Source organism: Nocardioides sp. LML1-1-1.1 (genome assembly GCF_040676175.1).
Classification (GTDB): Bacteria; Actinomycetota; Actinomycetes; order Propionibacteriales; family Nocardioidaceae; genus Nocardioides.
Window position 1 is genome coordinate 593,171 of record NZ_JBEGHK010000002.1, and the last position, 25,451, is coordinate 618,621.

25 protein-coding genes are annotated in these 25,451 nt (G+C 73.7%); 13 read left to right on the forward strand and 12 right to left on the reverse strand.

Going from position 1 to position 25,451, the window contains the following annotated elements; all coding sequences use genetic code 11:
* Window positions 1–144 precede the first annotated feature (144 nt).
* From MRBLML1_RS09675 to MRBLML1_RS09695, 5 genes are read left to right on the forward strand one after another with little or no spacing between them, the layout of a single operon-like run.
* Window positions 145–1,275: a glycerophosphoryl diester phosphodiesterase membrane domain-containing protein gene (locus tag MRBLML1_RS09675; protein WP_364514856.1), complete on the forward strand. Its 1,131-nt coding sequence runs from the start codon at window positions 145–147 to the stop codon at window positions 1,273–1,275.
* On the forward strand, window positions 1,272–1,913 hold the full coding sequence (locus MRBLML1_RS09680; RefSeq protein ID WP_364514859.1) for a DUF4129 domain-containing protein: 642 nt from the start codon (window positions 1,272–1,274) through the stop codon (window positions 1,911–1,913). The genes MRBLML1_RS09675 and MRBLML1_RS09680 overlap by 4 nt, the downstream gene beginning before the upstream one ends.
* A complete protein-coding gene (locus MRBLML1_RS09685; RefSeq protein ID WP_364514861.1) occupies window positions 1,910–3,055 on the forward strand; it encodes a DUF4350 domain-containing protein in 1,146 nt (381 codons plus the stop codon). The genes MRBLML1_RS09680 and MRBLML1_RS09685 overlap by 4 nt, the downstream gene beginning before the upstream one ends.
* Window positions 3,052–4,032 (forward strand): AAA family ATPase, encoded by a 981-nt coding sequence (locus MRBLML1_RS09690; protein WP_364514864.1) that lies wholly within the window; start codon window positions 3,052–3,054, stop codon window positions 4,030–4,032. The genes MRBLML1_RS09685 and MRBLML1_RS09690 overlap by 4 nt, the downstream gene beginning before the upstream one ends.
* A gap of 5 nt (window positions 4,033–4,037) precedes the next feature.
* The gene (locus tag MRBLML1_RS09695; protein ID WP_364514866.1) at window positions 4,038–5,363 is read left to right on the forward strand and encodes a DUF58 domain-containing protein; all 1,326 of its coding nucleotides are present in this window, start codon (window positions 4,038–4,040) and stop codon (window positions 5,361–5,363) included.
* 119 nt (window positions 5,364–5,482) lie between these two features.
* Here MRBLML1_RS09695 and MRBLML1_RS09700 read toward each other — a convergent pair whose 3' ends face one another.
* A complete protein-coding gene (locus MRBLML1_RS09700; protein ID WP_364514869.1) occupies window positions 5,483–6,487 on the reverse strand; it encodes a stage II sporulation protein M in 1,005 nt (334 codons plus the stop codon).
* A gap of 37 nt (window positions 6,488–6,524) precedes the next feature.
* Between MRBLML1_RS09700 and MRBLML1_RS09705 the strand changes: the two genes are divergently transcribed.
* Genes MRBLML1_RS09705 through MRBLML1_RS09735 form a run of 7 tightly spaced genes read left to right on the forward strand, consistent with a single transcriptional unit; the run spans window position 6,525 to window position 12,467 of the window.
* A complete protein-coding gene (locus MRBLML1_RS09705; protein ID WP_364514871.1) occupies window positions 6,525–7,334 on the forward strand; it encodes an RDD family protein in 810 nt (269 codons plus the stop codon).
* 54 nt (window positions 7,335–7,388) lie between these two features.
* The gene (locus MRBLML1_RS09710) at window positions 7,389–8,414 is read left to right on the forward strand and encodes an AAA family ATPase (RefSeq protein WP_364514873.1); all 1,026 of its coding nucleotides are present in this window, start codon (window positions 7,389–7,391) and stop codon (window positions 8,412–8,414) included.
* An 11-nt stretch (window positions 8,415–8,425) separates the two neighbouring features.
* The gene (locus MRBLML1_RS09715) at window positions 8,426–9,319 is read left to right on the forward strand and encodes a DUF58 domain-containing protein (RefSeq protein WP_364514876.1); all 894 of its coding nucleotides are present in this window, start codon (window positions 8,426–8,428) and stop codon (window positions 9,317–9,319) included.
* Entirely contained in the window at window positions 9,300–9,794 is a 495-nt protein-coding gene (locus MRBLML1_RS09720; protein WP_364514879.1) for a hypothetical protein, read from the forward strand. Before MRBLML1_RS09715 ends, MRBLML1_RS09720 begins: the two co-directional genes overlap by 20 nt.
* Window positions 9,785–10,834: a VWA domain-containing protein gene (locus tag MRBLML1_RS09725; RefSeq protein ID WP_364514882.1), complete on the forward strand. Its 1,050-nt coding sequence runs from the start codon at window positions 9,785–9,787 to the stop codon at window positions 10,832–10,834. Before MRBLML1_RS09720 ends, MRBLML1_RS09725 begins: the two co-directional genes overlap by 10 nt.
* Window positions 10,831–11,751, forward strand: coding sequence for a vWA domain-containing protein (locus MRBLML1_RS09730; protein WP_364514885.1), 921 nt, complete (start codon window positions 10,831–10,833; stop codon window positions 11,749–11,751). Before MRBLML1_RS09725 ends, MRBLML1_RS09730 begins: the two co-directional genes overlap by 4 nt.
* Window positions 11,748–12,467 carry a hypothetical protein gene (locus tag MRBLML1_RS09735; RefSeq protein ID WP_364514887.1) on the forward strand — a complete coding sequence of 240 codons (720 nt, stop codon included), beginning with the start codon at window positions 11,748–11,750 and terminating at the stop codon, window positions 12,465–12,467. The genes MRBLML1_RS09730 and MRBLML1_RS09735 overlap by 4 nt, the downstream gene beginning before the upstream one ends.
* A 1-nt stretch (window position 12,468) precedes the next feature.
* Here the strand turns inward: MRBLML1_RS09735 and MRBLML1_RS09740 are convergent, their stop codons facing one another.
* From MRBLML1_RS09740 to MRBLML1_RS09755, 4 genes are read right to left on the reverse strand one after another with little or no spacing between them, the layout of a single operon-like run.
* The gene (locus tag MRBLML1_RS09740) at window positions 12,469–13,185 is read right to left on the reverse strand and encodes an SRPBCC family protein (RefSeq protein WP_364514889.1); all 717 of its coding nucleotides are present in this window, start codon (window positions 13,183–13,185) and stop codon (window positions 12,469–12,471) included.
* 4 nt (window positions 13,186–13,189) lie between these two features.
* Complete coding sequence (locus MRBLML1_RS09745) at window positions 13,190–14,047, reverse strand: FAD binding domain-containing protein (protein ID WP_364514892.1); 858 nt, start codon at window positions 14,045–14,047, stop codon at window positions 13,190–13,192.
* Window positions 14,044–16,488 (reverse strand): xanthine dehydrogenase family protein molybdopterin-binding subunit, encoded by a 2,445-nt coding sequence (locus tag MRBLML1_RS09750; protein WP_364514895.1) that lies wholly within the window; start codon window positions 16,486–16,488, stop codon window positions 14,044–14,046. The genes MRBLML1_RS09745 and MRBLML1_RS09750 overlap by 4 nt, the downstream gene beginning before the upstream one ends.
* Window positions 16,485–16,994, reverse strand: coding sequence for a (2Fe-2S)-binding protein (locus MRBLML1_RS09755; RefSeq protein ID WP_364514898.1), 510 nt, complete (start codon window positions 16,992–16,994; stop codon window positions 16,485–16,487). The genes MRBLML1_RS09750 and MRBLML1_RS09755 overlap by 4 nt, the downstream gene beginning before the upstream one ends.
* Before the next feature lie 106 nt (window positions 16,995–17,100).
* Here MRBLML1_RS09755 and MRBLML1_RS09760 point away from each other — a divergent pair, with 106 nt between their 5' ends.
* On the forward strand, window positions 17,101–18,222 hold the full coding sequence (locus tag MRBLML1_RS09760; protein ID WP_364514901.1) for a hypothetical protein: 1,122 nt from the start codon (window positions 17,101–17,103) through the stop codon (window positions 18,220–18,222).
* Between the two features lie 66 nt (window positions 18,223–18,288).
* Here the strand turns inward: MRBLML1_RS09760 and MRBLML1_RS09765 are convergent, their stop codons facing one another.
* The 7 genes from MRBLML1_RS09765 to groL all read right to left on the reverse strand — a co-directional run bounded on the left by MRBLML1_RS09765 (window position 18,289) and on the right by groL (window position 25,359).
* A complete protein-coding gene (locus MRBLML1_RS09765; protein ID WP_364514904.1) occupies window positions 18,289–19,527 on the reverse strand; it encodes a transcriptional regulator in 1,239 nt (412 codons plus the stop codon).
* A gap of 33 nt (window positions 19,528–19,560) precedes the next feature.
* Window positions 19,561–20,679 carry an XdhC/CoxI family protein gene (locus MRBLML1_RS09770; protein ID WP_364514907.1) on the reverse strand — a complete coding sequence of 373 codons (1,119 nt, stop codon included), beginning with the start codon at window positions 20,677–20,679 and terminating at the stop codon, window positions 19,561–19,563.
* Window positions 20,672–21,775 (reverse strand): vWA domain-containing protein, encoded by a 1,104-nt coding sequence (locus tag MRBLML1_RS09775; protein WP_364514910.1) that lies wholly within the window; start codon window positions 21,773–21,775, stop codon window positions 20,672–20,674. Before MRBLML1_RS09775 ends, MRBLML1_RS09770 begins: the two co-directional genes overlap by 8 nt.
* Complete coding sequence (locus tag MRBLML1_RS09780; RefSeq protein WP_364514913.1) at window positions 21,772–22,650, reverse strand: AAA family ATPase; 879 nt, start codon at window positions 22,648–22,650, stop codon at window positions 21,772–21,774. The genes MRBLML1_RS09775 and MRBLML1_RS09780 overlap by 4 nt, the downstream gene beginning before the upstream one ends.
* A 53-nt stretch (window positions 22,651–22,703) precedes the next feature.
* Window positions 22,704–23,252, reverse strand: a complete 549-nt coding sequence (locus MRBLML1_RS09785; protein WP_364514916.1) for a nucleotidyltransferase family protein — start codon at window positions 23,250–23,252, stop codon at window positions 22,704–22,706.
* Window positions 23,249–23,638, reverse strand: a complete 390-nt coding sequence (locus MRBLML1_RS09790) for a RidA family protein (protein WP_364514918.1) — start codon at window positions 23,636–23,638, stop codon at window positions 23,249–23,251. The genes MRBLML1_RS09785 and MRBLML1_RS09790 overlap by 4 nt, the downstream gene beginning before the upstream one ends.
* Window positions 23,639–23,730: 92 nt before the next feature.
* On the reverse strand, window positions 23,731–25,359 hold the full coding sequence (gene groL, locus MRBLML1_RS09795; protein WP_364514921.1) for a chaperonin GroEL: 1,629 nt from the start codon (window positions 25,357–25,359) through the stop codon (window positions 23,731–23,733).
* Window positions 25,360–25,451 lie beyond the last annotated feature (92 nt).

Sequence of the window (25,451 nt, forward strand, 5' to 3'; positions counted from 1 at the left end):
TGGCGCACCCCGACGAACCTTCTCGGGGCAACCGGACGATCTTCGCAGAGATCGGGCGGCCCGCCAAATCCGGGAGGGCTCGGCCCCGGATGCAAGGATGTGCGCACCCGCGACCGACCGAGCGCGACCGACCAGGGGGAACCGATGAGCGAGGGGCCGCTGTACCCGCCTCCGGGTGCGCCGACGCCGGAGGAGCCGGCGGCCGGCCCGCCCGCCCAGCCCGCCCACCCCGCCTACCCCGCGCCCGGTACGACGCCGCCGCCGGCCGGCTGGGCGCCGTACCCGGGGGCAGCGGGTGGCCCCCGGCCCGGGCTCGCGCTCGGCGCGGCCCACAAGCCCGGCGCCTTCGCGCTGCGCCCGCTCGGCCTCGGCGACATGTACGACGGCGCCTTCCGGATCATCCGGTTCAACCCGAAGGCCACCGTCGGGGCCGCCGTGCTGGTGACCGCCGCCGCGATGGTGCTCCCCCTGCTCGTGACCGCGGTCCTCAGCTTCACCGTCGGGCTGGCCCTCGACGAGTCCGGCGAGATCGAGACCAGCGCGAGCACCTCGGAGGTGCTGGCGTTCCTCGCCGCCTACGGCTCGCTGCTGCTCTCGCTGGTCCTGGCCCAGATCGGCATCACCCTGGTGACCGGGATGATCGTGCACGTGACCCGCGCCGCCGCGGTGGGGCGCCGCCTCAGCCTCGGCGAGGCGTGGGCGGCCACCCGGGGCAACCGCTGGCGGTTGATCGGGTTGGTCACCTTCCTCTACGTCGCCTTCGTGGTGGTGCTGGTCGTCTACGTCCTGCTGTGGGTGCTCGTGGTGGCGCTCGCGGACGGACCGTGGCCGGTGGTCGTGTGGGGCCTGGTGAGCGTGCCGGCGTACCTCGCCCTGACCTGCTGGATGTGGGTGCGGGTCTACTACCTCGCCGTGCCGGCACTGATGATCGAGAGCGCCGGCGTCTTCGGCGCGATCGGCCGCGGCTGGGTGCTGACCCGCCGTGCCTTCTGGCGCACCTTCGGCATCGCCCTGCTGACCGTCGTCATCGCCAACGTCGCCGGCAGCATGCTGGGCTTCCCGTTCTCCCTGGTGGGCCAGCTCGCGACCGTGTTCACCCCCGAGTACGCCCTGCTCGCGCTGGTGCTCACCCAGGCGGTGGTCTCGGTCGTCCAGAACGCCTTCACCGCGCCCTTCACCGGCGCCGTCGCGTCGATGCAGTACCTCGACCTGCGCATGCGCAAGGAGGCCTACGACGTCGAGCTGCTGCGTGAGGCGGGGATCATCAGCGAATGACGCTCTCGGCCGTCGTCCCGCTCCTCGGACGTCTCGACCCACCGCTGGACCCCAGCGGCGACGAGGCGCGCCGGATGATGCGGAGCGAGCTGACCGACCCGAAGTACTACCAGGACGACCTGCTCGGCCGGATCATGGACTGGCTGGGCCGGATGATCGACAAGACGGTCGAGGGCGCGTCCGGCTCGGGGCCGCTGGGCACGCTGGTGCTGGTCGTCGTGGTGCTCGGGCTGGTGGTGGCGCTGGCGCTGGTGGTCTCCCGGGCCCGTCGTACCGCCCGGGCGGAGCGGCCCGGGGTCGCGGCGCTGACCGACGAGGTGATCAGCGCCGACGAGCTGCGTGCCCGGGCCGAGGCGGCGCTGGCGGCGGGTGACGCCTCCTCGGCCCTCGTCGACGCCTTCCGCGCCGCGGCCGTGCGCCAGGTCGAGCGGGCGCGGATCGAGGACGTGCCGCAGGCGACCGCCCACGAGCTCGCCCGCGCGCTCGCGGCCGCCTTCCTCCCGCACACCACCGCGATCCACCGCGGTGCGGACCTCTTCGACCAGACCCTGTACGGCGAGCGCGTGGCCACGCCCGAGCAGGCCCGTGAGCTGCTGGCGCTCGACGACCTCCTGGCCGGACGGGCGGCCCGCCGATGAGCCGGACCCGCCCCAGCCGGACCTGGCTGGTGATCGGCCTCGCCCTGGTGGCCGCGCTCGCGGTGTCGGTGTGGGCGACCGCCGGCAACGAGAAGTACCCCGACCCGCTCGACCCCCGCAACCCCGGTCCCGACGGCGCCCAGGCGCTGGCCGAGGTGCTCGACGACCAGGGCGTCGGTGTGGACGTCGTCCGCTCGGCCGACGCGCTGGAGGAGGCGGAGGTCGATGCCGGCACGACCGTGCTGGTCACCCGGACCGACGCCCTCTCCCCCAAGACGCTCGACCGGCTGCGCCGGCACGCGCGGCCCGGCCGGCTGGTGCTGGTCGAGCCGTCGTACGCCCTGGTGCGGCAGGTGGACAGCAACCTGCGCGCGACCACCGTGTTCCCCGACGAGGTCGTCGCCTCCTGCGAGCGCGGCAAGGGTCCGGCGGGCATCGACCTCGACGGCCTGCGCCTCGAGGCCGACCAGGTCACCGTCTTCAGCGCCACCGACGACACCCTCGACGGCGCGACCTGCTTCGCCGACAGCGGCGGCTCGGTGCTGGCGGAGTCGGCCACCGCCGACGTCGTGCTCTTCGGCGCCGGCCAGGCACTGACCAACGACCAGGTGCTGCGCGGCGACAACGCCGCCGTGGCGCTGCGGCTGGCGGGCGCCGGCAAGCGGCTGGTCTGGTACGTGCCGGACCCGGCCGACGCCACCGCCGACGAGGCGGTCAGCCTGTCCTCGCTGCTGCCCCGCTGGATCAAGCCCGGCCTGTGGCTCACGCTGCTCGCCCTGGTCGCCCTGGCGTTCTGGCGGGCCCGGCGGCTCGGGCCGCTGTCGACCGAGCCGCTGCCGGTGGTGGTCCGGGCGGTGGAGACCGCGCGCAGCCGGGGCCGGATGTACCGCAAGAGCGGCGACCGGGTGCACGCGGCGCGGGCGCTGCGCCGGGCCGCGCGCACCGACCTCGCCGGGCGGCTCGGCCTCGACCGTCGCGCCGCCACCCCCGAGGTCGTCGAGGCCACCGCGCGCCACCTCGGCGCGCCCGTCGAGCAGGTCGGCCCGCTGCTCGACGACACCCACCCGCCGGCGACCGACCAGGACCTGGTCCGGCTCGCCCAGGAGCTCGCCCGTCTCAGGAGAGAGGTACGACGAGGATGACCCAGACAACCCCACCCGCACCGGACGACGCCGCGCTGCGCGAGCGGCTGCTCGCCGTACGCCAGGAGGTGGCGAAGGCCGTGGTCGGCCAGGACGCCGCCGTGTCCGGCCTGCTCGTCGCGCTGCTGTGCGGCGGCCACGTGCTGATGGAGGGCGTGCCCGGCACCGCGAAGACGCTGCTGGTGCGCACCCTGGCCTCCAGCCTGTCGGTGGAGACCCGGCGGGTGCAGTTCACGCCCGACCTGATGCCGGGCGACATCACCGGCTCGATGGTGATCGACTCCAGCGCCGGCCAGCTGTCCTTCCGCGAGGGCCCGATCTTCACCAACCTGCTCCTGGCCGACGAGATCAACCGGACGCCCCCGAAGACGCAGTCCGCGCTCCTGGAGGCGATGGAGGAGGGCCAGGTCTCCGCCGACGGCGTGACCCGGCCGCTCCCCCGGCCGTTCCTGGTCGCGGCGACGCAGAACCCGGTCGAGTTCGAGGGCACCTACCCGCTGCCCGAGGCCCAGCTCGACCGCTTCCTGCTCAAGGTGGTGCTGCCGGTGCCGCCGCGCGAGGACGAGGTGACCATCCTGTCCCGGCACGCGGCGGGCTTCGACCCGCGCGACGTGGCCGCGGCGGGAGTCTCCGCGGTCGCGACCGGCGCCGACATCGAGGCCGGCCAGGCGGCGGTGAAGCGGGTGCAGGTGGCGCCCGAGGTCGCGGCGTACATCGTCGACGTCGCGCGCGCCACGCGTCAGTCGCCGAGCCTGTCGCTGGGCGTCAGCCCGCGTGGCGCCACCGCACTGCTGCGCGCCGCCCGCGCGTGGGCGTGGCTCTCGGGGCGCGACTTCGTGACGCCCGACGACGTCAAGGCGCTGGCCCAGGCCGCCCTGGTGCACCGGCTGGGCCTGCGGCCCGAGGCGGAGCTGGAGGGCGTGGACGTGGCGCAGGTGCTGCAGTCGGCCATCGCCTCGGTCCCGGTCCCGCGGTAGTCCTCGTGGCGATCTCCGGGCGGGTACCGCTGCTGCTCCTGCTGGGTCTCGTGGGCGTCGTGCTGCGCCCCGAGGCCAGCACGGTGCTGCTGTGGCTGCTCGGGGTGGCGGTCCTGGTCGGCATCGACCTGGCGCTCGCGCCCGCCCCCGGCACCGTCCGGATCACCCGTCGCGAGCCGGGCACGGTCCGCCTCGGCGACCCGGCCACCACCGGGCTGCGGGTGGAGGCCACCCGCGGCGTGACCCTGCAGGTCCGTGACGCCTGGCAGCCCTCGGCCGGCGCCAGCGACAACCGCCACCGGCTCCGGCTGCGCGCCGAGGAGGCCCGGGTGCTGGCCACGCCGCTCCTCCCCCGCCGCCGCGGCGACCTGCGCGCCGCCGGGGCGACCGTGCGCACCTGGGGCCCGCTCGGCTTCGCCGCCCGCCAGCGCACCTACGACGTCCCCGGCACGGTCCGCGCGCTGCCGCCCTTCGAGTCCCGCAAGCACCTGCCGTCCCGGTTGGCGCGGCTGCGCGACCTCGACGGACGCGCCGCGGTCCGGGTGCGCGGGCAGGGCACCGAGTTCGACTCCCTGCGGGAGTACGTCCGCGGTGACGACGTCCGCTCCATCGACTGGCGCGCCTCGGCCCGCACCCCGCACGTCGTGGTCCGCACCTGGCAGCCCGAGCGCGACCGCCGCGTCGTACTGGTCCTCGACACCTCCCGCACCTCGGCCGGGCGGGTCGCCCGGACCCCCGACGAGGACGCCACCGACGGCATGCCGCGGCTCGACCCCGCCATGGACGCCGCGCTCCTGCTCGGCTCGCTGGCCGCGCGGGCCGGCGACCGGATCGACTTCCTCGCCGGCGACCGCCGGGTCCGCGCCCGCCAGCGGATCCACGGCGTGCGCGACGTCGCCGCCCGCCTGCAGGAGCAGATGGCCGACCTCGACCCGACCCTCGTCGAGGCCGACTGGGACGCCCTCGCCGGCGCCGTCCAGGGCTTCGGCCGCCAGCGCGCGCTCGTCGTGCTGCTCACCGCGCTCGAGCCCTCTGCGATCGCCGACGGCCTGCTCCCCGTGCTCCCCGCGCTGACGCGCCACCACCGGGTGGTGCTCGCCTCGGTCCGCGACCCCGAGCTGGGCCGCCTCGCCGACGCCGGCAGCGCGCCGCGCCCGACCGCCGACACCGTCTACGACGCCGCCGCGGCCGAGCACGAGCTCGACCGTCGTACCCGGATGCGGGAGGTGCTGGCGAAGCTGGGCGTGGACGTTGTCGACGCGGACGCCGCCCAGCTGCCGCCCGCGCTGGCGGACCACTACCTCCACCTCAAGGCCCAAGGCCTGCTGTGATGATGGCGCGAGCCCGTCGCTCCTTCGTCGCGCCGCGCTGCCGCGCACGCGGTCGCGTGGCGTAGGTCCGGCCTCCGCCTGGCGGCAAGGCCGTCGGCGACGCGCTCGCGCGATCAGGCTCAAGCCTGGGTTGCGACGCGATCCTCGAGAAGCTCCGCGCCGATGTCGCCGGTCGCGCCCCGGGCGACGGCGTTGCGGCCGAGCACGAAGACATAGGCCAGGAAGGTCACCTCGGCCAGGATCCCGATCGCGATCCGCGCCCAGGTGGGCAGCGGTGACGGCGTCACGAAGGCCTCGATCACGCCGCTGATCGCCAGCACCACGCCGAGCCCGAGGGCGACGGTGGCCGCGGTCCGGCCGGCCTGGGCGAGCGAGGAGGCGCGGGTCAGGGACCCGGGCTCGATCCAGGACCAGAACAGCCGCAGCCCGACCCCGCCGGCGACGAAGACGCAGGTCAGCTCCAGGAGACCGTGCGGGAGGATGAGGCCCCAGAAGACCTCACCGCGGTCGTGGCGCATCATGATCGAGCCGATGATGGCGAGGTTGGCGATGTTGTTGAAGAGCAGCCAGAGCACCGGCAGGCCGAGGATGCCGAGGGCGATGCACAGCCCGGAGACCCAGGTGTTGTTGAGCCAGACGTGGGTGGCGAAGGCGCTGGCGGCGTTCTCGCTGTAGTAGCTCTCGAAGTCGCTGTTGACGAGCTGGTCGACCGCCTGCGGGTCGAGCAGGTTCTGCTCGACCTCCGGGTGGGTGGAGAGCCACCACATCATCACGCCGGTGACGACGACGTTGCCGGCCAGGCAGCCCAGCCACCACCAGCGCAGGCGGTAGAGCGCGGCCGGGAAGCGGTCGGTGAAGAAGTGCGCGACGCCCCGCCAGCTCGGGACCCGCGCCGAGAGCATCGAGATCCGGGCCCGGCCGAGCAGCGAGGAGAGGTAGGCGACGAGCTCGGCGTCGGGCGCCGAGGTCCGCACCACCGAGAGGTGGGTCGCGACCTGCTGGTAGCGGTCGACGAGCTCGTCCGCCTCCACCCCGGTACGACGCCGCTGGCGCACCAGCTGCTCGAGGCGGGCCCACGAGTGCGCGTGGGCCGCCACGTAGGCGTCGAGGTCGATGCGCGGCACGCGGCTCACCCTACGTCGTGCCTCTAGGCTGTCCCCGATGTCCACGCCCGACTTCGCCACCGTCACGGCCGACGACCTCGTCACCGGCGAGGGCGTCGCGCTCGACCTGCCCGCGGCGTCGTTCGGACTGCGTCTGGCGAGCGGGCTGATCGACGTGATCGTGACGATCGTGACGATGATCGTGCTCTACATCCTGTTCGTCGTCTCCGGCCTGCTCATCGGCGACGAAGCCGCGGTCGGGGCGGCGGTCGTGCTGGCGTCGATCCTGGCGTTCGTGGCGATCCCGACCACGGTCGAGACGCTCTCGCGCGGTCGCTCGCTCGGCAAGCTCGCGCTCGGCCTGCGCACGGTGCGCGACGACGGCGGGCCGATCTCCTTCCACCACGCGCTGGTCCGCTCGCTGATCGGGGTCGTGGAGATCTACGCGTTCAGCGGGGCGCCGGCGTTCTTCTCGATCCTGCTGAGCAGCAAGGGCAAGCGGCTCGGTGACTACGCCGCCGGCACGTACGTCGTCCGCGCCCGGGTCACGCTGCGGCTCCCGATGCCGCCGGAGGTGCCCGGCCCGCTGGCGGGGTGGGCGCGGCGCACCGACCTGGCCGCGCTGCCGACGGGGACCGCGCTCGCGGTCCGGCAGTTCCTCGCACGGCTGCCCACGCTGGACCCGGTAGCGCGGGACCTGGTGGCGCGCCAGCTGCTGGGTGACGTGCTGCCCCACGTGGCGCCGGCTCCCCCGGCCGGCGCTCCCCCCGAGATGGTGCTGGTGGCGATCGTCGCCGAGCGGCGCCGCCGGGACCTGGAGCGGCTGCGGCGCGACGACGCGCTGCGCACCCGTCTGCTCGACCGCTGAGCCGGGTGCCGGACGCAGGGATAGCCCACCCGCCCGCTGGGTAGGTTGGCCCGCATGACCGAGCTGCGCCGCGCGCCCGTCGACTCGACGGTCCCGCTGACCGAGGACGAGCTGGCTGCCGCGCGCGAGCGCATCGAGCGGATCTCGGCGGCCTTCTCCACCCGGGTCGTGGGCCAGCACCGGGTCCGGACGGCGCTGCTGGTCACCCTGCTGGCCGAGGGGCACGTGCTGCTGGAGAGCGTGCCCGGCCTGGCGAAGACGCTGGCCTCCTCGACGCTGGCGCAGGCGGTCGACGCCCGCTTCGCGCGGATCCAGTGCACGCCCGACCTGCTGCCCAGCGACATCATCGGCACCCAGGTCTACGACCCGCGCCGGCACGAGTTCGAGACCCAGCTCGGCCCGGTGCACGCGAACTTCGTCCTCCTCGACGAGATCAACCGCGCCAGCGCCAAGACCCAGTCCGCGCTGCTGGAGGCGATGCAGGAGCGGCAGACCTCGATCGCCGGGACGGTCCACCCGCTGCCCGACCCGTTCATGGTGCTCGCCACGCAGAACCCCATCGAGGAGGAGGGCACCTACGTCCTCCCCCATGCCCAGATGGACCGCTTCCTGCTCAAGGAGGTCGTCGACTACCCCACCGAGGACGACGAGCTGATGGTGCTGGAGCGGATCGACGACGGCACCCTCGGCCAGCACATGGCCGAGGTGTCCGCGGTCGCCAGCACCGCCGACGTGGTCCAGCTGCAGGGCATCGTCCGGCGGGTGTACGTCGACCCGGCAATCCGCCGCTACGTCGTCGCCCTGGTCCGTGCCACCCGCCACGCCACCGAGCTGCTCGGCCCCGAGCTCGGCGGGTACGTCGAGATCGGCGCCAGCCCGCGCGGCTCGATCGCCTTCTTCCAGGCCGCCCGCGCGATGGCGGTCGTGCAGGGCCGGCACTACGTCATCCCCGAGGACGTGCGCGAGCTGCGGCACAGCGTGCTGCGGCACCGGATCCACCTCAGCTTCGAGGCGCTCGCCGACCGGGTCCGCCCCGAGACGGTGATCGACGCCGTCTTCCGCGCCGTCCCCACGCCCTGACGGGACTCCCGATGCCCGCCCACCTCCCCCGGATCAAGGCCCGCCTGTCGATCCATGCCCACCGCAAGGTGCGCGGGCTGCTCGAGGGCGAGTACGCCGCCGTCCACGTCGGGCGCGGCATCGACTTCAACGACCTGCGGGAGTACGTCCGCGGCGACGACGTGAAGGACATCGACTGGAAGGCCTCGGCCCGCAGCCGCCAGCTCCTCGTCAAGAGGTACGTCGCCGAGCGCAAGCACACCGTCCTGCTCTGCGTCTCGACCGGGCGCAGCATGGCCGCGCTCAACGACGCGGCCGTCTCCAAGCGCGAGCTGGCGGTCCTCGTCAGCGGGCTGGTGGGCCTGCTCGCCGTGCAGCACGGCGACCTGGTGAGCCTGGTCCACGGCGACGCGGCCGCCCAGCACGGCGAGCGCCCCCGCGGCGGTGAGCTGCACCTGGAGCGGCTGCTCGCGACGATCCACGACGCGACCACCCCCGGCGGCGCCCCGGCCGACCTCACCGCGCTGCTGCGCCACGTGGTGCGCACGGTCCGCCGGCGCACCTTGCTCGTCGTGGTGTGCGACGACACCTTCATCTCCGAGGAGAGCGCCGACCTGCTGCGCCGGCTGACGGTCCAGCACGAGGTGCTGCTGCTCGGCATCGGCGACCTCGACCCGACCCGGCCGGAGGTGGCCGACCGCGACCTGGTCGACGTCGACTCCGCCGCCGAGGTGCCCGGCTGGCTGCGCAACGACCGGCAGCTGCGCGCCGAGCTGGCCGCGCTGGTCGGCGAGGAGGAGCAGCGGATGCGTCGCCGGCTCGACCAGCTCGGGGTGGTGCACGAGCGGGTGCGCGACACCGACTCCGCGATCACCGCGGTGTTCCGGCTCCTGGAGAGGCAGCGTCATGCTCGCCGCCGCGGGTGAGCCGGTCCCGGGCATGCCCGAGGAGTTCACCGGCCCGGTGGGCTACGCCGACCGCTGGCTGTGGATCGCGGTCGCGCTCCTCGTCGTGGTGGTGCTCTACTACCTGGCCGCGTGGTGGTTCACCCGCACGCCGAAGCCGCCGGTCGTGAAGGCGGCGGTGGTCGACGTACCGGACGTCCGGCAGGCGCACCTGGCCCGGATCGATGCCCTGGCCGAGCGGGTCCACCGCGGCGAGACCAGCCCGCGCGAGGGCCACCAGCAGCTCAGCGACCTGGTCCGCTCCTACGTCGCCGCGGTGACCACGCTGCCGGCGCGCACGATGACGCTGACCGACCTGCAGCACCGCGCGCCGGCGGAGCTGGTGGCGGCGATCGCGTTGATGTACCCGCCGGAGTTCGCGCCGGAGAGCGACACCGCCGACCGGTTCGACGAGGCGCTCGCGGCCTCGCGGAGGCTGGTGGGCTCGTGGACCTGACCTGGAACGGCGGCGCCACCGGATTCCACTGGCCGTGGCTGGTGCTGCTGCTGGCGCTGGGCGTGCTGGCGCTGCTGATGCTGTGGGCGCTGACCCGCGCGCGGGCCGCCTCGGGCGGCGCCCTGGTCGCGCACGCGGCCCGGCTGCGCGCCCTGCCCCGCTACCGCGCCCTGGTCCGCCGCCAGGTCGCGATCGGCGCCTGCCTGAGCCTGGCCGCGCTCGTCGCGTGCTCGGGCGCGATCGTGCTCGGCGGACGGGTCCAGGAGCGGCAGACCCTCACCGCCAACGACCGCAGCCGCGACATCGTGCTCTGCCTCGACGCGTCCGGCTCGATGGCGGAGGTGGACGCCGCGGTGGTCCGCGAGTTCCGCACCATCGTCGGCGGGCTGCGCGGCGAGCGGGTCGGGCTGACCATCTGGAGCGGGGTGGCGATCACGATCTTCCCGCTGACCGACGACTACGACTTCATCCTGGAGCGGCTGGGCGAGGCCGAGGACGCCTTCGCCTCCGGCGGCGTGCTCACCGACGACTACGCCATCTACACCGCCGGCACCGTCATCGACTGGGACGTCCAGTCCCAGCTGGGCGACGGCCTGGCGTCGTGCGTGCAGCGCTTCGACCACAAGGACCAGGACCGCAGCCGGGCCATCGTGCTGGCCTCCGACAACGAGCCCATCGGCACCGGGATCTACGACCTGCCCAGCGCCGCCGACCTGGCTCGCCAGGACCGCGTGGTCGTGCACGGCATCGCCGCCCCGGCCACGGCGGACCGGCCGCGTGCCGCCCAGCAGTTCCGGGACGCGGTGACCAGCACCGGCGGGACCTTCGCCGTCCTCGGCGCCGACGGCAGCGCCGGCAAGGTCGTCGACGCGATCGGCGCGCTGGAGGCGAAGAAGCTCGACCGGCCGCCGGTGGTCCAGGTCTGGGACCGGCCGCACCTCGGCACGGTCCTCACCGCCGTCGGCCTCACCGGGCTCGCCGCGGTCTGGCTGGTCCAGGGCGTGCTCGCCGTGCGCGGCCGGCAGGAGGCGGGTCGATGAGCCGCCGGAGCACGCTGGTCGTCGTACGAAGGGTGGCGATCGCGCTCACCTTCGTGATCGTCCTGCTGCGCCCCGGCGTGGGCCAGGCCGACGTCTCCACCCAGCTCAACGACGTCGACGTGCTCGTCGTCGTCGACCGCACCCGGTCGATGGCGGCGCTCGACTACGCCGGCTCCAAGCCGCGGATCGAGGGCGTGCGCAACGACCTGTCCGCGCTCGCCGACGAGCTGCCGGGGGCGCGGTTCGCGATGCTCGGCTTCGGCGCGGAGGCCCGGCTGGTGCTGCCGTTCACCACCGACGTCGCAGCTTTCCGCTCCGCCGTCGAGACCCTCGACCTGGAGCGGCCCCGGCAGGGCGACGGGTCCCGCGCGGACCGCCCGGTCGCGGAGATCGTCCAGGTCCTGGAGCGCGCGCAGGAGCAGCGTCCCGAGCGCCGCCGGGTCGTCGTCTACGTCGGCGACGGCGAGGACACCACCTCCGGCGGCTCGGACTCCGACTTCGGCGACGTGGCCGAGCACGTCGTGGGCGGCGCGGTCCTCGGCTACGGCACCGAGGACGGGGCGAAGATGCCGGCCGCCGACGACCTGTCCCTCGACGCGGGCTACGTCGAGGATCCCGACAGCGGCGAGAGCGCGGTCTCCCGTGCCGACCTCGACCGCCTGCGCGAGATCGCCGGCGACCTCGACGTCGACTTCCTGCACCGCACCCGCAGCGGCGGGCTGGACGAGGTGGTCGACTCCTTCGACGCCTCCTACGTCGACGGGGAGCGCGGCGACGGCCCGCCCGCCAAGCACGACCTCACCTGGGTCTTCGGCCTCCTCCTGCTCGGGCTCCTCCTGCTGGAGCTGCGCGAGGGCTGGCGGGCGCTGTGGCGCACGCCCGACGTCCTGCTGCCCCGCAAGGGAGGTGCCCGGTGAACCCCCGCGCCCGGCTCCGTCTCGCCCTCATGGTCGGCGGCCTGCTGCCGGCCCTGCTGGTGGTGGCCCTCACCGTCAAGGTCGGGCTGATGCTCCACCACAACGCCGGCGGCCGGGACGCCTTCGAGCGCGGCGACTACGACGGCGCGGCCGCGGAGTTCTTCGACACCCGCTCGCTGAACTGGTTCGAGCGCTGGATCGCGCCCTTCGACCACGGCACCGCGCTGCACGCGGAGGGCTCGCTGGAGGAGGCGATCGCGGCCTACGAGGCCGCGCTGCGCGTCGTACCCCGGCAGGAGGAGTGCACCGTGCGGATCGACCTCTCGCTCGCGCACGAGGCGGTCGGCGACCGGCAGCAGGCGGCGAACGACCCCGAGGGCGCGAAGGAGGCGTGGCAGCAGGGGATCGACGTGCTGGAGGCCGGCAAGTGCCCGACCGATGCCGCCCGCGGCCAGGAGCAGCGCGAGGACGCCGGCGGGGTGGAGAAGCGGCTGCGGGAGAAGATGGCGCAGTCCGAGCAGCAGCAACAGCAGCAGGACCCCCAGGACCAGCCCCCGCAGCAGCCGCCGCCGGACCAGCAGCCCGACCAGGAGCCGGACGGCGACGACCCGCGCAAGGAGCGGCTCGAGCGCAACAACGACCGCGGCTCCCAGCAGCGGGGCGAGGACCAGGACCTGCTCGGCGGCGACGACTACACCAACCCCGAGACCTGGTGAGTCAGCGGCGGCGCCGTCGCCGCAGCAGGACCACCCCGGCCAGGACACCCAGCACGAGCGCCACCTGCTTGCCGTAGGACTTGAGCAGGACCGGCAGCACCGCCGAGCCGAGGTCGAGCGCGTCGTCCGCCGGGGGTGCCGGAGGCGGCGGTGCCGCTCTCGGGGGCTCCGGGCGCGCGTCGTCACCAGCCTTGTCGTCACTGATCGGGTCGTCCGGCGACGAATCCGCTGGTGACGACGCGTCCCCCGGAGTCGGCGCCTGTGCCGCCAGCCGCTGCTCCAGGCAGGTGACGAACTGGCCGAGCAGCTTGTCCGAGACGTCCTGCATCACCCCGCGCCCGAACTGCGCCGGCTTGCCGGTGATGGCGAGGTCCGTGACCACCTCCACCGACGTCGCCTCGCCGGCGGCCGTCATGGTGACCGTCACCTTCGCGCCGGCGGTGCCGTTGCCCCGCTTGTCGCGGCCCTTGGCGTCGACGACGAAGCGGTGGACGGCGGGGTCGTTCTCGACGAACGCGCCGGCCCCGGCGTACACCAGGGCGATCGGGCCGAGCTTGACCTTGCAGGTGCCCTCGAAGGTCGGGTTGCCCGCGGCGTCCTCGCCGACGGCGGTGACCTGCGCGCCGGGGAAGCACTCGGCGAGCGCACCGATGTCCTGGAAGTGCTCCCAGGTCGCCTCGATGCCGAGCGGGACGGTGAAGGAGTGGGTCAGGTCCACGGGCTCAGCTCCGGCCGGCCGCCGCGAGCACGGCACGACGGGTGAGCACGGTCGCGAGGTGGCGGCGGTAGTCGGCGTCGCCGTTGAGGTCGCTCGGCGGGTTGGTGCCGTCGGAGACGAGGGCGGCCGCACCGGCCACCGCCTCCTCCGTCGCCGGCCGGCCGGCGAGCGCCTCCTCCACGGAGTGCGCGCGCAGCGGCGTCGAGCCCATGTTGGTCAGCCCGACCCGCGCCTCGGCGATCGTGTCGCCCTCCATCCGCACGCTCGCGGCGACCGCCACGATCGGCCACTGGTGGGCGATCCGCACGAACTTCTCGTACGACGCCCCCCAGCCGCCGTGCTTCGGCACGTGCACCTCCAGCAGGATCTCGTCGTCGGAGATCGCCGTCTCGAAGAGGTCGACGAAGAACTCCTCCGCCGGCACCTCCCGGGTGCCACCGGGCCCCTGGACGACGAAGGTCGCGCCCAGCGCCCGGACCGGCGCCCCCAGGTCGCCGGCCGGGTCGGCATGGGCGAGCGCCCCGCCGAAGGTGCCGCGGTGCCGCACCTGCGCGTCGGCCAGGTGGGTGATCGCCTTGCTGATCAGCAGGGCGTGCTCGTGCACGAGCGGGTCCTGGCCGACGTCGTGGTGCGTGGTCATCGCGCCGATGACGAGGTGGTCGCCGCCGTCCCGCACGCCGCGCAGGCTCTCGATCCGGCCCAGGTCGATCACCCACTCGGGCGCGTTGAGGCGCATCCGGAGCACCGGGAGCAGGCTCTGCCCACCGGCGATGATCTTGGCGTCGTCGCCGTGCTCGGCGAGCGCGGCCAGGGCCTCCTCGACCGAGGCCGGGGCGACGTACTCGAAGGCTGCGGGGATCACCGGTCCCCTCCTTCCGTCTCGTCGAAGTGGGGCATGGCGGCCTCCGTGGTCGCGCCGCCGGAGGTGCCCTCGTTGATCGCCCGCCAGACCCGCTCGGGCGTGCAGGGCATGGTGATGTCGTCGACCCCGAGGTGGCGGACGGCGTCGACGACCGCGTTCACGACGGCCGGGGTCGAGGCGATGGTGCCGGCCTCGCCGACGCCCTTGGTGCCCAGCGAGTTGGTCGTGGCGGGCGAGGTGGTGTGGTCGATCTCGAAGCTGATCGTGTCGGCCGCGGTCGGCAGCAGGTAGTCCACGAACGAGCCGGTCACCAGGGTGCCGTTCTCGTCGTAGACCGCCTCCTCCCACAACGCCTGCGCGATGCCCTGCACGAGCCCGCCGTGCACCTGCCCGGCGACGATGAGCGGGTTGATGACGACACCGATGTCGTCGCAGCAGACGTACTTGCGCAGCTTCACCTGCCCGGTCTCGGTGTCCACCTCGACGGCGCACAGGTGGGTGCCGTGGGGGTAGTTGAAGTTCACCGGGTCGTACGTCGCCTCGGAGTCCAGCGAGGGCTCCACCCCGTCGGGCAGGTTGTGGGCGGCGAAGACGGCGGTCGCGATCTCACCGATCGCCATCCCCTGGTCGGTCCCCTTGACCGCGAACCGGCCGGCGGAGAACTCGAGGTCGTCGGCGGAGGCCTCGAGCAGGTGGGCCGCGATCGGCTTGGCCTTCTCGATGACCTTGTCGACGGCCCGCACCAGGGCCTCCCCGCCGACGACCAGACTGCGGGACCCGTAGGTGTCCAGGCCCTTGTGGGAGATCTGGGTGTCGCCGTGCAGCACCTCGACGTCCTCGAACGCGACGCCGAGCCGGTCGGCCACGATCTGGCTGAACGCCGTCTCGTGCCCCTGCCCGTGGGCCGAGGCCCCGGTGACGACCTCGACCTTGCCGGTCGCGAGCATCCGGACCTCGGCGTGCTCCCACCCGCCGGCGCCGTAGTTGAGGGACCCGAGCACCCGGCTCGGCGCCAGCCCGCACATCTCGGTGAAGGTGGAGACACCCAGCCCGAGCTGGACCTTGTCGCCGCGGGCGCGGCGCTCGGCCTGCTCGGCGCGCAGCTCGTCGTACCCGAACATCTCCTTGGCCCGCGCCGTGGCGGCCTCGTAGTTGCCGGAGTCGTACTCCAGCCCGGCGACCGTGGTGAACGGGAACTCCTCGTGGGTGATCCAGTTCTTCTCCCGGATCGCCAGCGGGTCGACACCGACCTCGACCGCCAGCTCGTCCATCAGCCGCTCGATCGCGAAGGTCGCCTCCGGCCGGCCGGCGCCGCGGTAGGCGTCGGTCCAGGCCTTGTTGGTGAGGATGTTGGTGGTCTGGAACTGGTACGCCGGGAACTTGTAGATCGCGTTGAACATGAACGCCCCGAGCACCGGCACGCCGCCACCGACGATCGCGACGTAGGCCCCGAGGTCGGCGATCAGGTCCACCTTGAGGCCGGTGACCGTGCCGTCCTTGGTCGCGGCGAGGGTGAGCCGCTGCCACTGGTCGCGGCCGTGGTGGGCGGTGAGCAGGGACTCGCTGCGGGTCTCGGTGAACTTCACCGGCTTGCCCAGCCGGCGGGCCACCGCGAAGGCGATCATCTCCTCCGGCGTCTGCTGCAGCTTGCCGCCGAAGCCGCCGCCGACGTCGGGGGCGATCACCCGGATCTTCGACTCGGGTACGCCGGTCGTGGCCGCCAGCGCGAAGCGCAGGATGTGCGGCACCTGGGTCGCCGACCACATCGTGATCTGCTCCCCCGTCGGGTCGACGACCACGCTGCGCGGCTCCATGAAGGCCGGGATCAGCCGCTGCTGGCGGTACTCCCGCTCGATCACGATGCCGCTGCTGCGTGCCTCCGTGATCGCGGCCTCGACGTCGCCGCCGGTGCCGGCCTCCGCGGAGTCGAACTTCCACACCGCGCTGACGTTGGTGCCGAGGTCGGGGTGGGCAAGGACGGTGTCCTCCGCCGCCTCCTTGAGGTCGAGCGCGGCCGGCAGCTCGTCGTAGTCGACCTCGACGAGCTCGGCGGCGTCGCGCGCCTCGGCCGCGCTGCGGGCGACCACCACTGCGACGGTCTCGCCCGCGAAGGCGACCCGGTCCGTCGGCATCGGCAGGTGGGCCGGGGTGACCTGGTCCTCGACGATCGGCCACGCGTTGATGCAGGCGCCCTGGCCCTCGCCGAGGTCGGCGCCGGTGAGGACGGCGACCACGTTGGGCGCGTTCTCGGCCTCCTCCGTGCTGATCGAGGTGATCCGGGCGTGCGGGAACGGGCTGCGCACCATCGCCAGGTGCAGCATCCCCGGGAGGGTGATGTTGTCGGTCCAGCGGGTGCGCCCGGTGATCAGGCGCTGGTCCTCCTTGCGCCGGCGGTCGCGGCCGATCTCGGCGGCGGTCGTGGGCTCCTGGGTCGCGGTCATGCCGACGCCCCCTCGGTGCTCGAGCCCCCGTTGGTCGAACCTGTCGAGACCCCGGCGGCGTGCTGCACCGCCCGGACGATGTTGTGGTAGCCGGTGCAGCGGCACAGGTTGCCCTCGAGGCCGAGCCGGATGGCCTCCTCCGACGGGCTCGGGTTCTCCGCGAGCAGGTCGACGGTCTGCATGATCATCCCCGGGGTGCAGAACCCGCACTGCAGGCCGTGGCACTCGCGGAACGCCTCCTGGACCGGGTGCAGCGCACCACCCTCGCCGGCCAGTCCCTCGATCGTGGTGACCTCGCCGCCGTCGGCCTGGATCGCCAGTACGTTGCACGACTTCACGCTGCGGCCGTCGAGGTGGACCGTGCACGCCCCGCAGCTGCTGGTGTCGCAGCCGACGACGGTGCCGGTCTTGCCGAGCTTCTCGCGGAGGTACTGCACCAGCAGCATCCGGGGTTCGACGTCGTCGGACACCCGCTGTCCGTCGACGGTGAGGCTGATCCGGGCCATGACACTCCCTGGGACGAGGTGGCTGTGACCTGGCTCACGCTAGGCAGGGAAGGTTGGTCGGTGGTTGTCGCCCGCCGACCGGCTCCGGCGACTACCGTCTCGCCCCATGACGTCTCGGTGGGTCCTGCTGCTCGCGCTCACGCTGGGCGTGCTCACAGGATGCGGCGAGACGAACGACCCGACGACGGCGAGCGCGTACGACGGCAACAGGTCCGGCGAGGCGACGCCGAGCGCATCCGGCAGCCCGTCCGGCAGTGCGTCCGGCAGCGCCCTGCGCGCCCTCGGTGAGCCGATCGACGTCGGCGGCCTGCGGGTGACGGTGCGAGCCAAGGGAGTCGGCGGCGACAAGGACGGGCCCTGGCTGGACGTGACGATGCGCGTGGAGAACCGGGCCGGCAAGCCGCTCGCGCTGCCGATGCTGGGGCTCCACTGCTCCGGGTCGAGGACCGATGGGTACATGGTCGGCAACGCCACCTCGGTCCGCCCCGGTCGCTCGACCGAGGTCGAGACGTCCCTCCTCGTCAGCCGGAGCGACGAGGAGGAGGACGAGTACTACGACCCCATCGGCCCCTGCGAGGGCCGGGCCTCGATCTCGGTGACGGTGTCGTCGGGCCAGCCCGACTACACGATGTCCGAGTCCGACGGCTGGCGCCTCGACGCGGACACGCTCCACGCCCTCAACGCCCGGCTCCCCTTCACCCGGCCCGGCGGCGAGCCCAAGGACCCCGGCCGTCCCTACGCCTGGGTCGACGGCGACGGCGCGTTCTCCTCGGGCTACCAAGTCGTGGTCGTGCCGGGCATCACCGCCGAGCAGGCGATCCGAGTGCTCCACCCGCTGCGGGGCGCACCGGAGCCCGACGACTTCGACCGCGTGGTGGTGGCCGACCACGGCGACGGCGTCGTCCTCTTCACCTGGTCCGGCGTCTCCGACCAGCAGGTCGCAGCGCTGAGCCGGGTCAAGGGTCTTGCTGCGACGTACGGGAACACGGTGGAGGGAGACGATCGCATCCTCGTCGTGCGCAAGGGCGAGGTCGTGCGCGACTTCGACCCGTTCCTCGGCCAGGACTACAGGAACACCGCTCCCCTGCCCCAGGAGAAGGGGCTCGACCTGGAGCACGACACCGGCCCGGCGTCGTGGACCCTGCTCGAGCGACTGACCGGCATCGAGATCACCCAGGACTGGCTGCTCGACGAGGAGCATCCCGGCTTCGTGCTGAACGCTGAGTGACACCTGCGGCAGCGCTCGAGAGCACTGGAACCTGCCGTTCGTGTCACTGGGCGGGAGCCGGCAGCCTCAGTCGTCCGCGACGGCCAGCCGCGCCTTCAGCAGCGGTACGGCGGGGTGCCCGACCCGCCCCTCCCGGCCCAGCCGGAGCAGGCAGGCCTCCACGACCGCGGTGTCGTAGGGGGCGAGCTCGACGTAGCGCAGGACGGCGTCCGGCTGCGGGTCGGCGAGCAGGGCCTCGCGGACGGCGACGGCGACGTACTCCCCCATCTCGACGAGCGCCGGGCTCTCGGTGCCGGGGAGCAGGTCGCCGCCGTAGGCGTCGACGGCGGCCGCGACCTCGCCCCGGCGCAGCAGGCCGATGACGTGGTCGACGTCGGTGGCGATCGGCATGAGCAGGCGGTAGGGCCGCGAGGCGAGCTGGCCGGCGAGGGCGTGGCGCAGGTGGGAGACCTCGGCCTTGAGGGTGGAGAAGGTGACGGCGTGGTCGCCGTAGAGCAGCGCGTGCAGCTGGTCGAGGGAGAGCCCGTCGGGGTGCAGCGCGAGCAGGGCGAGGATCTCGGTCTGGCGGCGGTTGAGCAGGAGGCGCTGGCCGTCGACGCGGGCCTCGGCGGTGCCGAGCAGGCTGAGCACGAGGCCGGGCTCGACGAGGTCCTCCGCGGTGACGGGCGGGGCGTGCTCGGCGGTGCGCGGCAGCGCCTGCTCGACCAGGCGGGCCAGCACCCGCGCCGTGGCGAGGCCGATCGGGTGCGTGCGCTCCCAGGTGGTGGAGATGTCGAGGACCCCGAGCTTGGCGCCGCTGACCGGGTCGTGCAGCGGCGCGGCCCAGCACACCCAGCTGTGCACGAACGGCGCGTAGTGCTCGGCGCTGAACACCATCGAGGGCCGGTCCAGCCGGTTGGCGAGGTCGAGCGCGTTGGTGCCGACCGAGGCGTCGTCCCACCGCCCGCCGGGCACGAAGTTGACGGTCTCGGCCTTGCGCCGCATCACCCGGCCGCCGTAGGTCCACAGCACGCGGGTGTCGGGGTCGGTGACGGCGAGCACGAGGTCCCCGTCCTCGGCCGTACGACGCAGCTCCTCCTCGACCCGCTCGACCGCGACCTGGAGGGCCGAGCCCTTCCAGTACGACCGGGTCTCGGACTCGTCGGCCAGCGGCGCCTCCACCACGTCGTGGCTCAGCGAGGCGCCGGAGCGGGTCCAGCTGTCGAGGATCTCGGGGCGCACCAGCGAGGCTGCGCGGTCGCCCTCCTCGACGAAGGTCGTCCATGCGGACAGCGCGGCGCGGCGGCGCTCGGCGAGCTCACCCATGTCCGCACCCTACTCCCGAGGGTGTGACGGCCGTCACGCGTGGATGCGGCCCTCCCGCGCGGCCAACGGTTCGCCCGAGCCGCCCCACCGGCCGGCGACGATCTCGGCGGCGATGCTGATCGCGGTCTCCTCCGGCGTCCGCGCGCCGAGGTCGAGGCCGATCGGGCTGCGCAGCCGGGCCAGCTCCTCCTCGGTCACCCCCGCCTCCCGCAGGCGGGCCAGCCGGTCGTCGTGGGTGCGACGCGAGCCCATCGCGCCGACGTAGCCGACCTCGGGCAGGCGCAGCGCCACCTCCAGCAGCGGTACGTCGAACTTCGGGTCGTGCGTCAGCACGCAGATCACCGTGCGGCGGTCGACCCGGCCGGCCTCCGCCTCGGCGGTGAGGTAGCGGTGCGGCCAGTCGACGACGACCTCGTCGGCGCCGGGGAACCGGCTCGTCGTGGCGAAGACCGGGCGGGCGTCGCACACGGTGACCCGGTAGCCGAGGAAGCCGCCGACCCGGGCGACCGCGGCGGCGAAGTCGATCGCGCCGAAGACCAGCAGCCGCGCGGCGGGGGCGAAGGCCCACACGAACACCCGCATCCCCTCGCCGCGGCGCTCGCCGTCGGGACCGTAGGAGAGCGTGCCGTGGTGGCCCGCCGCGAGCAGTCCGAGCGCGTCGTCGCGCACCGCGTCGTCGATCCGCTCGCTGCCGAGGCTGGCGCTCGCGGGGACGTCGGGGCGGATCACGACCCGGCGGCCGACGTAGGCGGGGTCGGGGTGGTCCACGACGGTCGCGACCGCGACCGGGCGGCCCGCGTCGATGTCGGCGGCGATCTCGCCGAGCTCGGGGAAGGTCTGCTTGCTGACGTTCTCGACGTACACGTCGAGGATGCCGCCGCAGGTCAGCCCGACCGCGAAGGCGTCGTCGTCGGAGACGCCGTAGCGCTGGAGGGTGGGCGTGCCGGTCGAGACGACCGCCTGCGCGAGGTCGTAGACGGCGCCCTCGACGCAGCCGCCGGAGACCGAGCCGACCGCGGAGGCGTCCGGGCCGACGAGCATCGATGCGCCCGGTGGGCGCGGCGCGGAGCGGAAGGTCGCGACGACCGTGCCCATGCCGACGCTCTCGCCGGCCTCCCACCAGGCGAGCAGCTGGGGCAGCACCTCACGCATCGGCGAGCACCTCCGTGAGCTCGGCGAAGGTCGCCAGCGAGTGGCCCGCGAGGAAGGCGTCGACGTGCGGCAGCACCGCGACGATCCCCTGCTGGACCGGGGCGTAGCCGTCCTTGCCGCGGTGCGGGTTGACCCAGACCACCCGGTGCGCGAGCCGGTGCAGCCGCGCGACCTGCTCGCCGAGCAGGGTGGTGTCGCCGCGCTCCCAGCCGTCGCTGAGCACGACCACGACGGCACCGCGGGCCATCCCGCGCTGGCCGTGGCGGTCGAGGAAGGCGCGCAGGGTCTCGCCGAGCCGGGTCCCGCCCGACCAGTCCGGCACGGCCTCGCCCGCCGCCGCGATCGCCCGCTCCGCGTCGCGCAGCCGCAGCGGGCGGGTGACCCGGGTCAGCCGGGTGCCGAGGGTGAAGGTCTCCACGTCGCCGCCCGCCGCGGTGATCCGGTGCGCTAGGCGGAGCAGCGCGTCGGCGTAACCGCTCATCGAGCCGGAGACATCGACGAGCAGCACCACCCGCCGGTTGCGCGTGGTGCGGTGGCGGCGATGGATCCGGGCCGGCTCCCCCATCCGGCGCAGGCTGGCGCGCAGGGTGCGGGAGGCGTCGACCTCCCCCCGCCGGTGCGGCGTACGACGCGCGGCGGTCCGGGTCGGCAGCCGGACCGGGAGCCCGGCGAACATCCCCGCGAGCCGGGCCCGCTCGGCCGGGTCGAGCGCGGCGACATCGCGATGGCGCAGCACCTCCGCGGCGCTGGCCGCCGCGCGGACCGGGTCCTCCTCCGCCTCGCCCGCACCGCTGCCGGCCTCGTCGGGGAGCAGGCTGGCCGCGGGGCGGGGCTGCTCGACGCGCTGGCGCCGGACCGGGGCCGCGAGGTCGCGGCTGAACCACTCCTCGAACACCCGGTCGTGCCGCTCCAGGTCGTCGCGCGTCGCGCACAGCGTGGCCCGCCCGGCGGTGCGGGTGGCCGCGCGGTCGCCGAACCCGACCAGGCAGACGGCGTCGAGGTAGGCCTGCGCGCGATCGGGGGTCACCCCGACCCCGGCGGCGCGGAGTGCCGTGGCGAAACCGAGCAGGATCTCGTCGGCGGCGTGCACGCTCATCGGTCCAGCATCCGGTCGAGGGCGGCGCGCACCCGCTCGGCGTCGTCGCGGTACTTCACCAGCGCACCGAGCGTGCGCGCCGCGGTCTCCACGTCGAGCTCGACGGTGCCGAGGTGGTGCAGGGCGCGCGCCCAGTCCAGGGTCTCCGCCACTCCCGGCGGCTTGAGCAGGTCGTTGCCGGCGCGCAGCTGCTGGACGACGCCCACCACCTGGCGGGCGAGCGCCTCGCTGACCTCGGGGGCGCGCGAACGCACCACAGCGACCTCGCGGTCCAGGCCGGGGTGGTCGATCCAGTGGTAGAGGCAGCGCCGCTTGAGCGCGTCGTGCAGCTCACGCGTGCGGTTGGAGGTGAGGACGACGGTCGGCGGGGTGCTGGCCTGGATGGTGCCGAGCTCGGGGATCGTCACCTGGAAGGTGGACAGCACCTCCAGCAGGAACGCCTCGAACTCGTCGTCCGCGCGGTCGACCTCGTCGATCAGCAGCACCACCGGGGACTGCTGCAGCGCGGCGAGCACCGGCCGGGCGAGCAGGAAGCGCTCGTCGTACAGGCTCTTCTCGGCCTCGGCCAGGTCGCCGCGGTCGCCGCCGGACAGCGCCTCCAACGCCCGCAGGTGCAGGATCTGGCGCGGGAAGTCCCAGTCGTAGAGGGCCTGCGTCGCGTCGATCCCCTCGTAGCACTGCAACCGGATCAACGGCCGCTCCAGCGCCACCGAGACCGCCTCGGCCAACGCGGTCTTGCCGGTGCCGGGCTCGCCCTCCAGCAGCAGCGGGCGGCCCATCTGAAGGGAGAGGAAGAGGACCGTCGCGAGGTCGTCGTCGCAGAGGTACCCGGTCTCCCCCAGCCGGCGGGCGAGGTCGGCGACGCGGGTGTCCATGACACCCAGGCTAGGCCGCGGCCGTTGGCCCGAGGTTGGCAACAGTTGCCGAATCACCGGGTGTCGACGTCGTGACCCTGCGCCAGGTCGCCGCACTCGACCAGCGCGGTGGCGTGCCGGGCGAGGTAGTCCCGCGCCCCGCGGTCCCCGGTGGCACTGTCCGCGACCCCGGCCCAGTGGTCCCGGCCGAGCAGCACGGGATGCCCCGGCCGCCCGTCGTACGACGCCCGGGCGAGCGTCGCGGTCCCGGCTCCGGTCGCCAGGACCCGGGCCACCACCGCCGAGGTGACGTCGGGCAGGTCGACGAGGTGCACCAGCGCGGCCTCGCCGTCGGTCGCGGCGAGACCGGTGGCGAGCGAGGCGCCCATCCCGCTCGCCCAGTCCTCGCAGCGGACCACCCGCACGCCGGACAGGCCGGACACCAGCGGCTCCGCCTCGTCGGCACCCGCGCCGAGCACGACCACCACTCGCGGGCAGCCGCCCTCGCGCAGGACCCGGACCGCGCGGACCAGCCAGGAGCCGTGCTCGTCGTGCACCAGCGCCTTGGGCATCCCCATCCGGGAGCCCGCGCCTGCGGCGAGCAGGAGCCCGGTGACGCTCACCGACGCGCCGCGATCGCCTCGACCTCGACCAGCTGGCCGGGGTAGCCGAGCACGGTGACACCGAGCAGCGTGCTCGGGGCGTCGTGCTCTCCGAACGCCGCGCGCACGACCTCCCACGCCGCGACCAGGTCGGCCCGGTCCGCCGAGGCGACGTAGACGGTGGACTTCGCGACGTCGGCCAGGGAGCACCCGGATGCCTCCAGGGTGGCCGCCAGGTTGGCCATCACGACCCGCGCCTGGCCGGAGACGTCCCCCGGGTGCGCCACCTCCCCGGCCGCGTCGAGCGGGCAGGCACCCGCGGTGAGGACGAGGTCGTCCACACGGGCGGCGTAGGCGTAGGGCACGGTGGGGGCGAGGGTGGGCACGCGGAGCAGCTCGACGGGCATGGGTCCATCCTGACGCGGCGCCGGTCGGAAATGGCCTCAGGGCCACCGCTTGCGCGGTGGCCCTGAGGTGGGGTGCTTCGTGAGCGGTGGACTCAGAAGTCCATGCCGCCCATGCCGCCGGTCGGGTCGCCCGCGGGGGCGGCCTTCTCCGGCTTGTCGGCCACGACGGCCTCGGTGGTGAGGAACAGCGCGGCGATCGACGCGGCGTTCTGCAGCGCCGAGCGGGTCACCTTGGCCGGGTCGATGATGCCGGCGGCGAGCAGGTCGACGTACTCACCGGTCGCGGCGTTGAGGCCCTGGCCGGCGGGAAGGTTGGCGACCTTCTCCGCCACGACGCCGCCCTCGAGGCCGGCGTTGACGGCGATCTGCTTCAGCGGCGCGGAGACCGACGCCTTGACGATCGCGGCACCGGTGGCCTCGTCGCCCTCGAGCTCGAGCTTCTCGAACGCGGCGGCAGCGGCCTGGACCAGCGCGACACCACCACCGGGCAGGATGCCCTCCTCGACGGCGGCCTTCGCGTTGCGGACGGCGTCCTCGATGCGGTGCTTGCGCTCCTTGAGCTCGACCTCGGTGGCCGCGCCGACCTTGATGACGGCCACGCCGCCGGCCAGCTTGGCGAGGCGCTCCTGGAGCTTCTCGCGGTCGTAGTCGGAGTCGCTGTTCTCGATCTCGGCACGGATCTGGTTGACCCGGCCCTCGATCTGGGCCTGGTCGCCGGCACCCTCGACGATGGTGGTCTCGTCCTTGGTGATGACGACCTTGCGGGCCTGGCCGAGCAGCTCGATGCCGGCCGACTCCAGCTTGAGACCGACCTCCTCGGAGATGACCTGGCCACCGGTCAGGATCGCGATGTCCTGCAGCATGGCCTTGCGGCGGTCGCCGAAGCCGGGGGCCTTGACGGCGACCGACTTGAAGGTGCCGCGGATCTTGTTGACGACCAGGGTCGACAGCGCCTCGCCGTCGACGTCCTCGGCGAGGATGACGAGCGGCTTGCCCGACTGCATGACCTTCTCCAGCAGCGGCAGCAGGTCCTTGACGTTGCTGATCTTGGAGTTGGCGATCAGCACGTAGGCGTCCTCGAGGACGGTCTCCATGCGCTCGGGGTCGGTGACGAAGTAGGCCGAGATGTAGCCCTTGTCGAACCGCATGCCCTCGGTGAGCTCCAGGTCGATGCCGAACGTGTTCGACTCCTCGACCGTGATGACGCCCTCCTTGCCGACCTTGTCCATCGCCTCGGCGATGGCGTCACCGACGGTGGCGTCGCCGCCGGCGGAGATGGTGGCGGTGGCGGCGATCTGCTCGCGGGTCTCGACGTCCTTGGCCAGGCCGAGCAGCTGCTCGGAGACGGCGCTCACGGCCGCCTCGATGCCGCGCTTGAGACCCATCGGGTTCGCGCCGGCGGCCACGTTGCGCAGGCCCTCCTTGACGAGCGCCTGGGCGAGGACCGTCGCGGTCGTCGTACCGTCACCGGCGACGTCGTCGGTCTTCTTGGCGACCTCCTTGACCAGCTCGGCGCCGATCTTCTCGTAGGGGTCCTCGAGCTCGATCTCCTTGGCGATGGAGACACCGTCGTTGGTGATCGTGGGGGCGCCCCACTTCTTCTCCAGGACGACGTTGCGGCCCTTGGGGCCAAGGGTGACCTTGACGGCGTCGGCGAGCGTGTTCATGCCACGCTCGAGGCCGCGCCGGGCCTCCTCGTTGAAAGCAATCAGCTTCGACATAACTCCTGCGATTCCTTCGCGATGTCCGTTATCACTCTCAAGGCGAGAGTGCCAGCATCATGTTTAGCACTCGACCATGGCGAGTGCAAGGA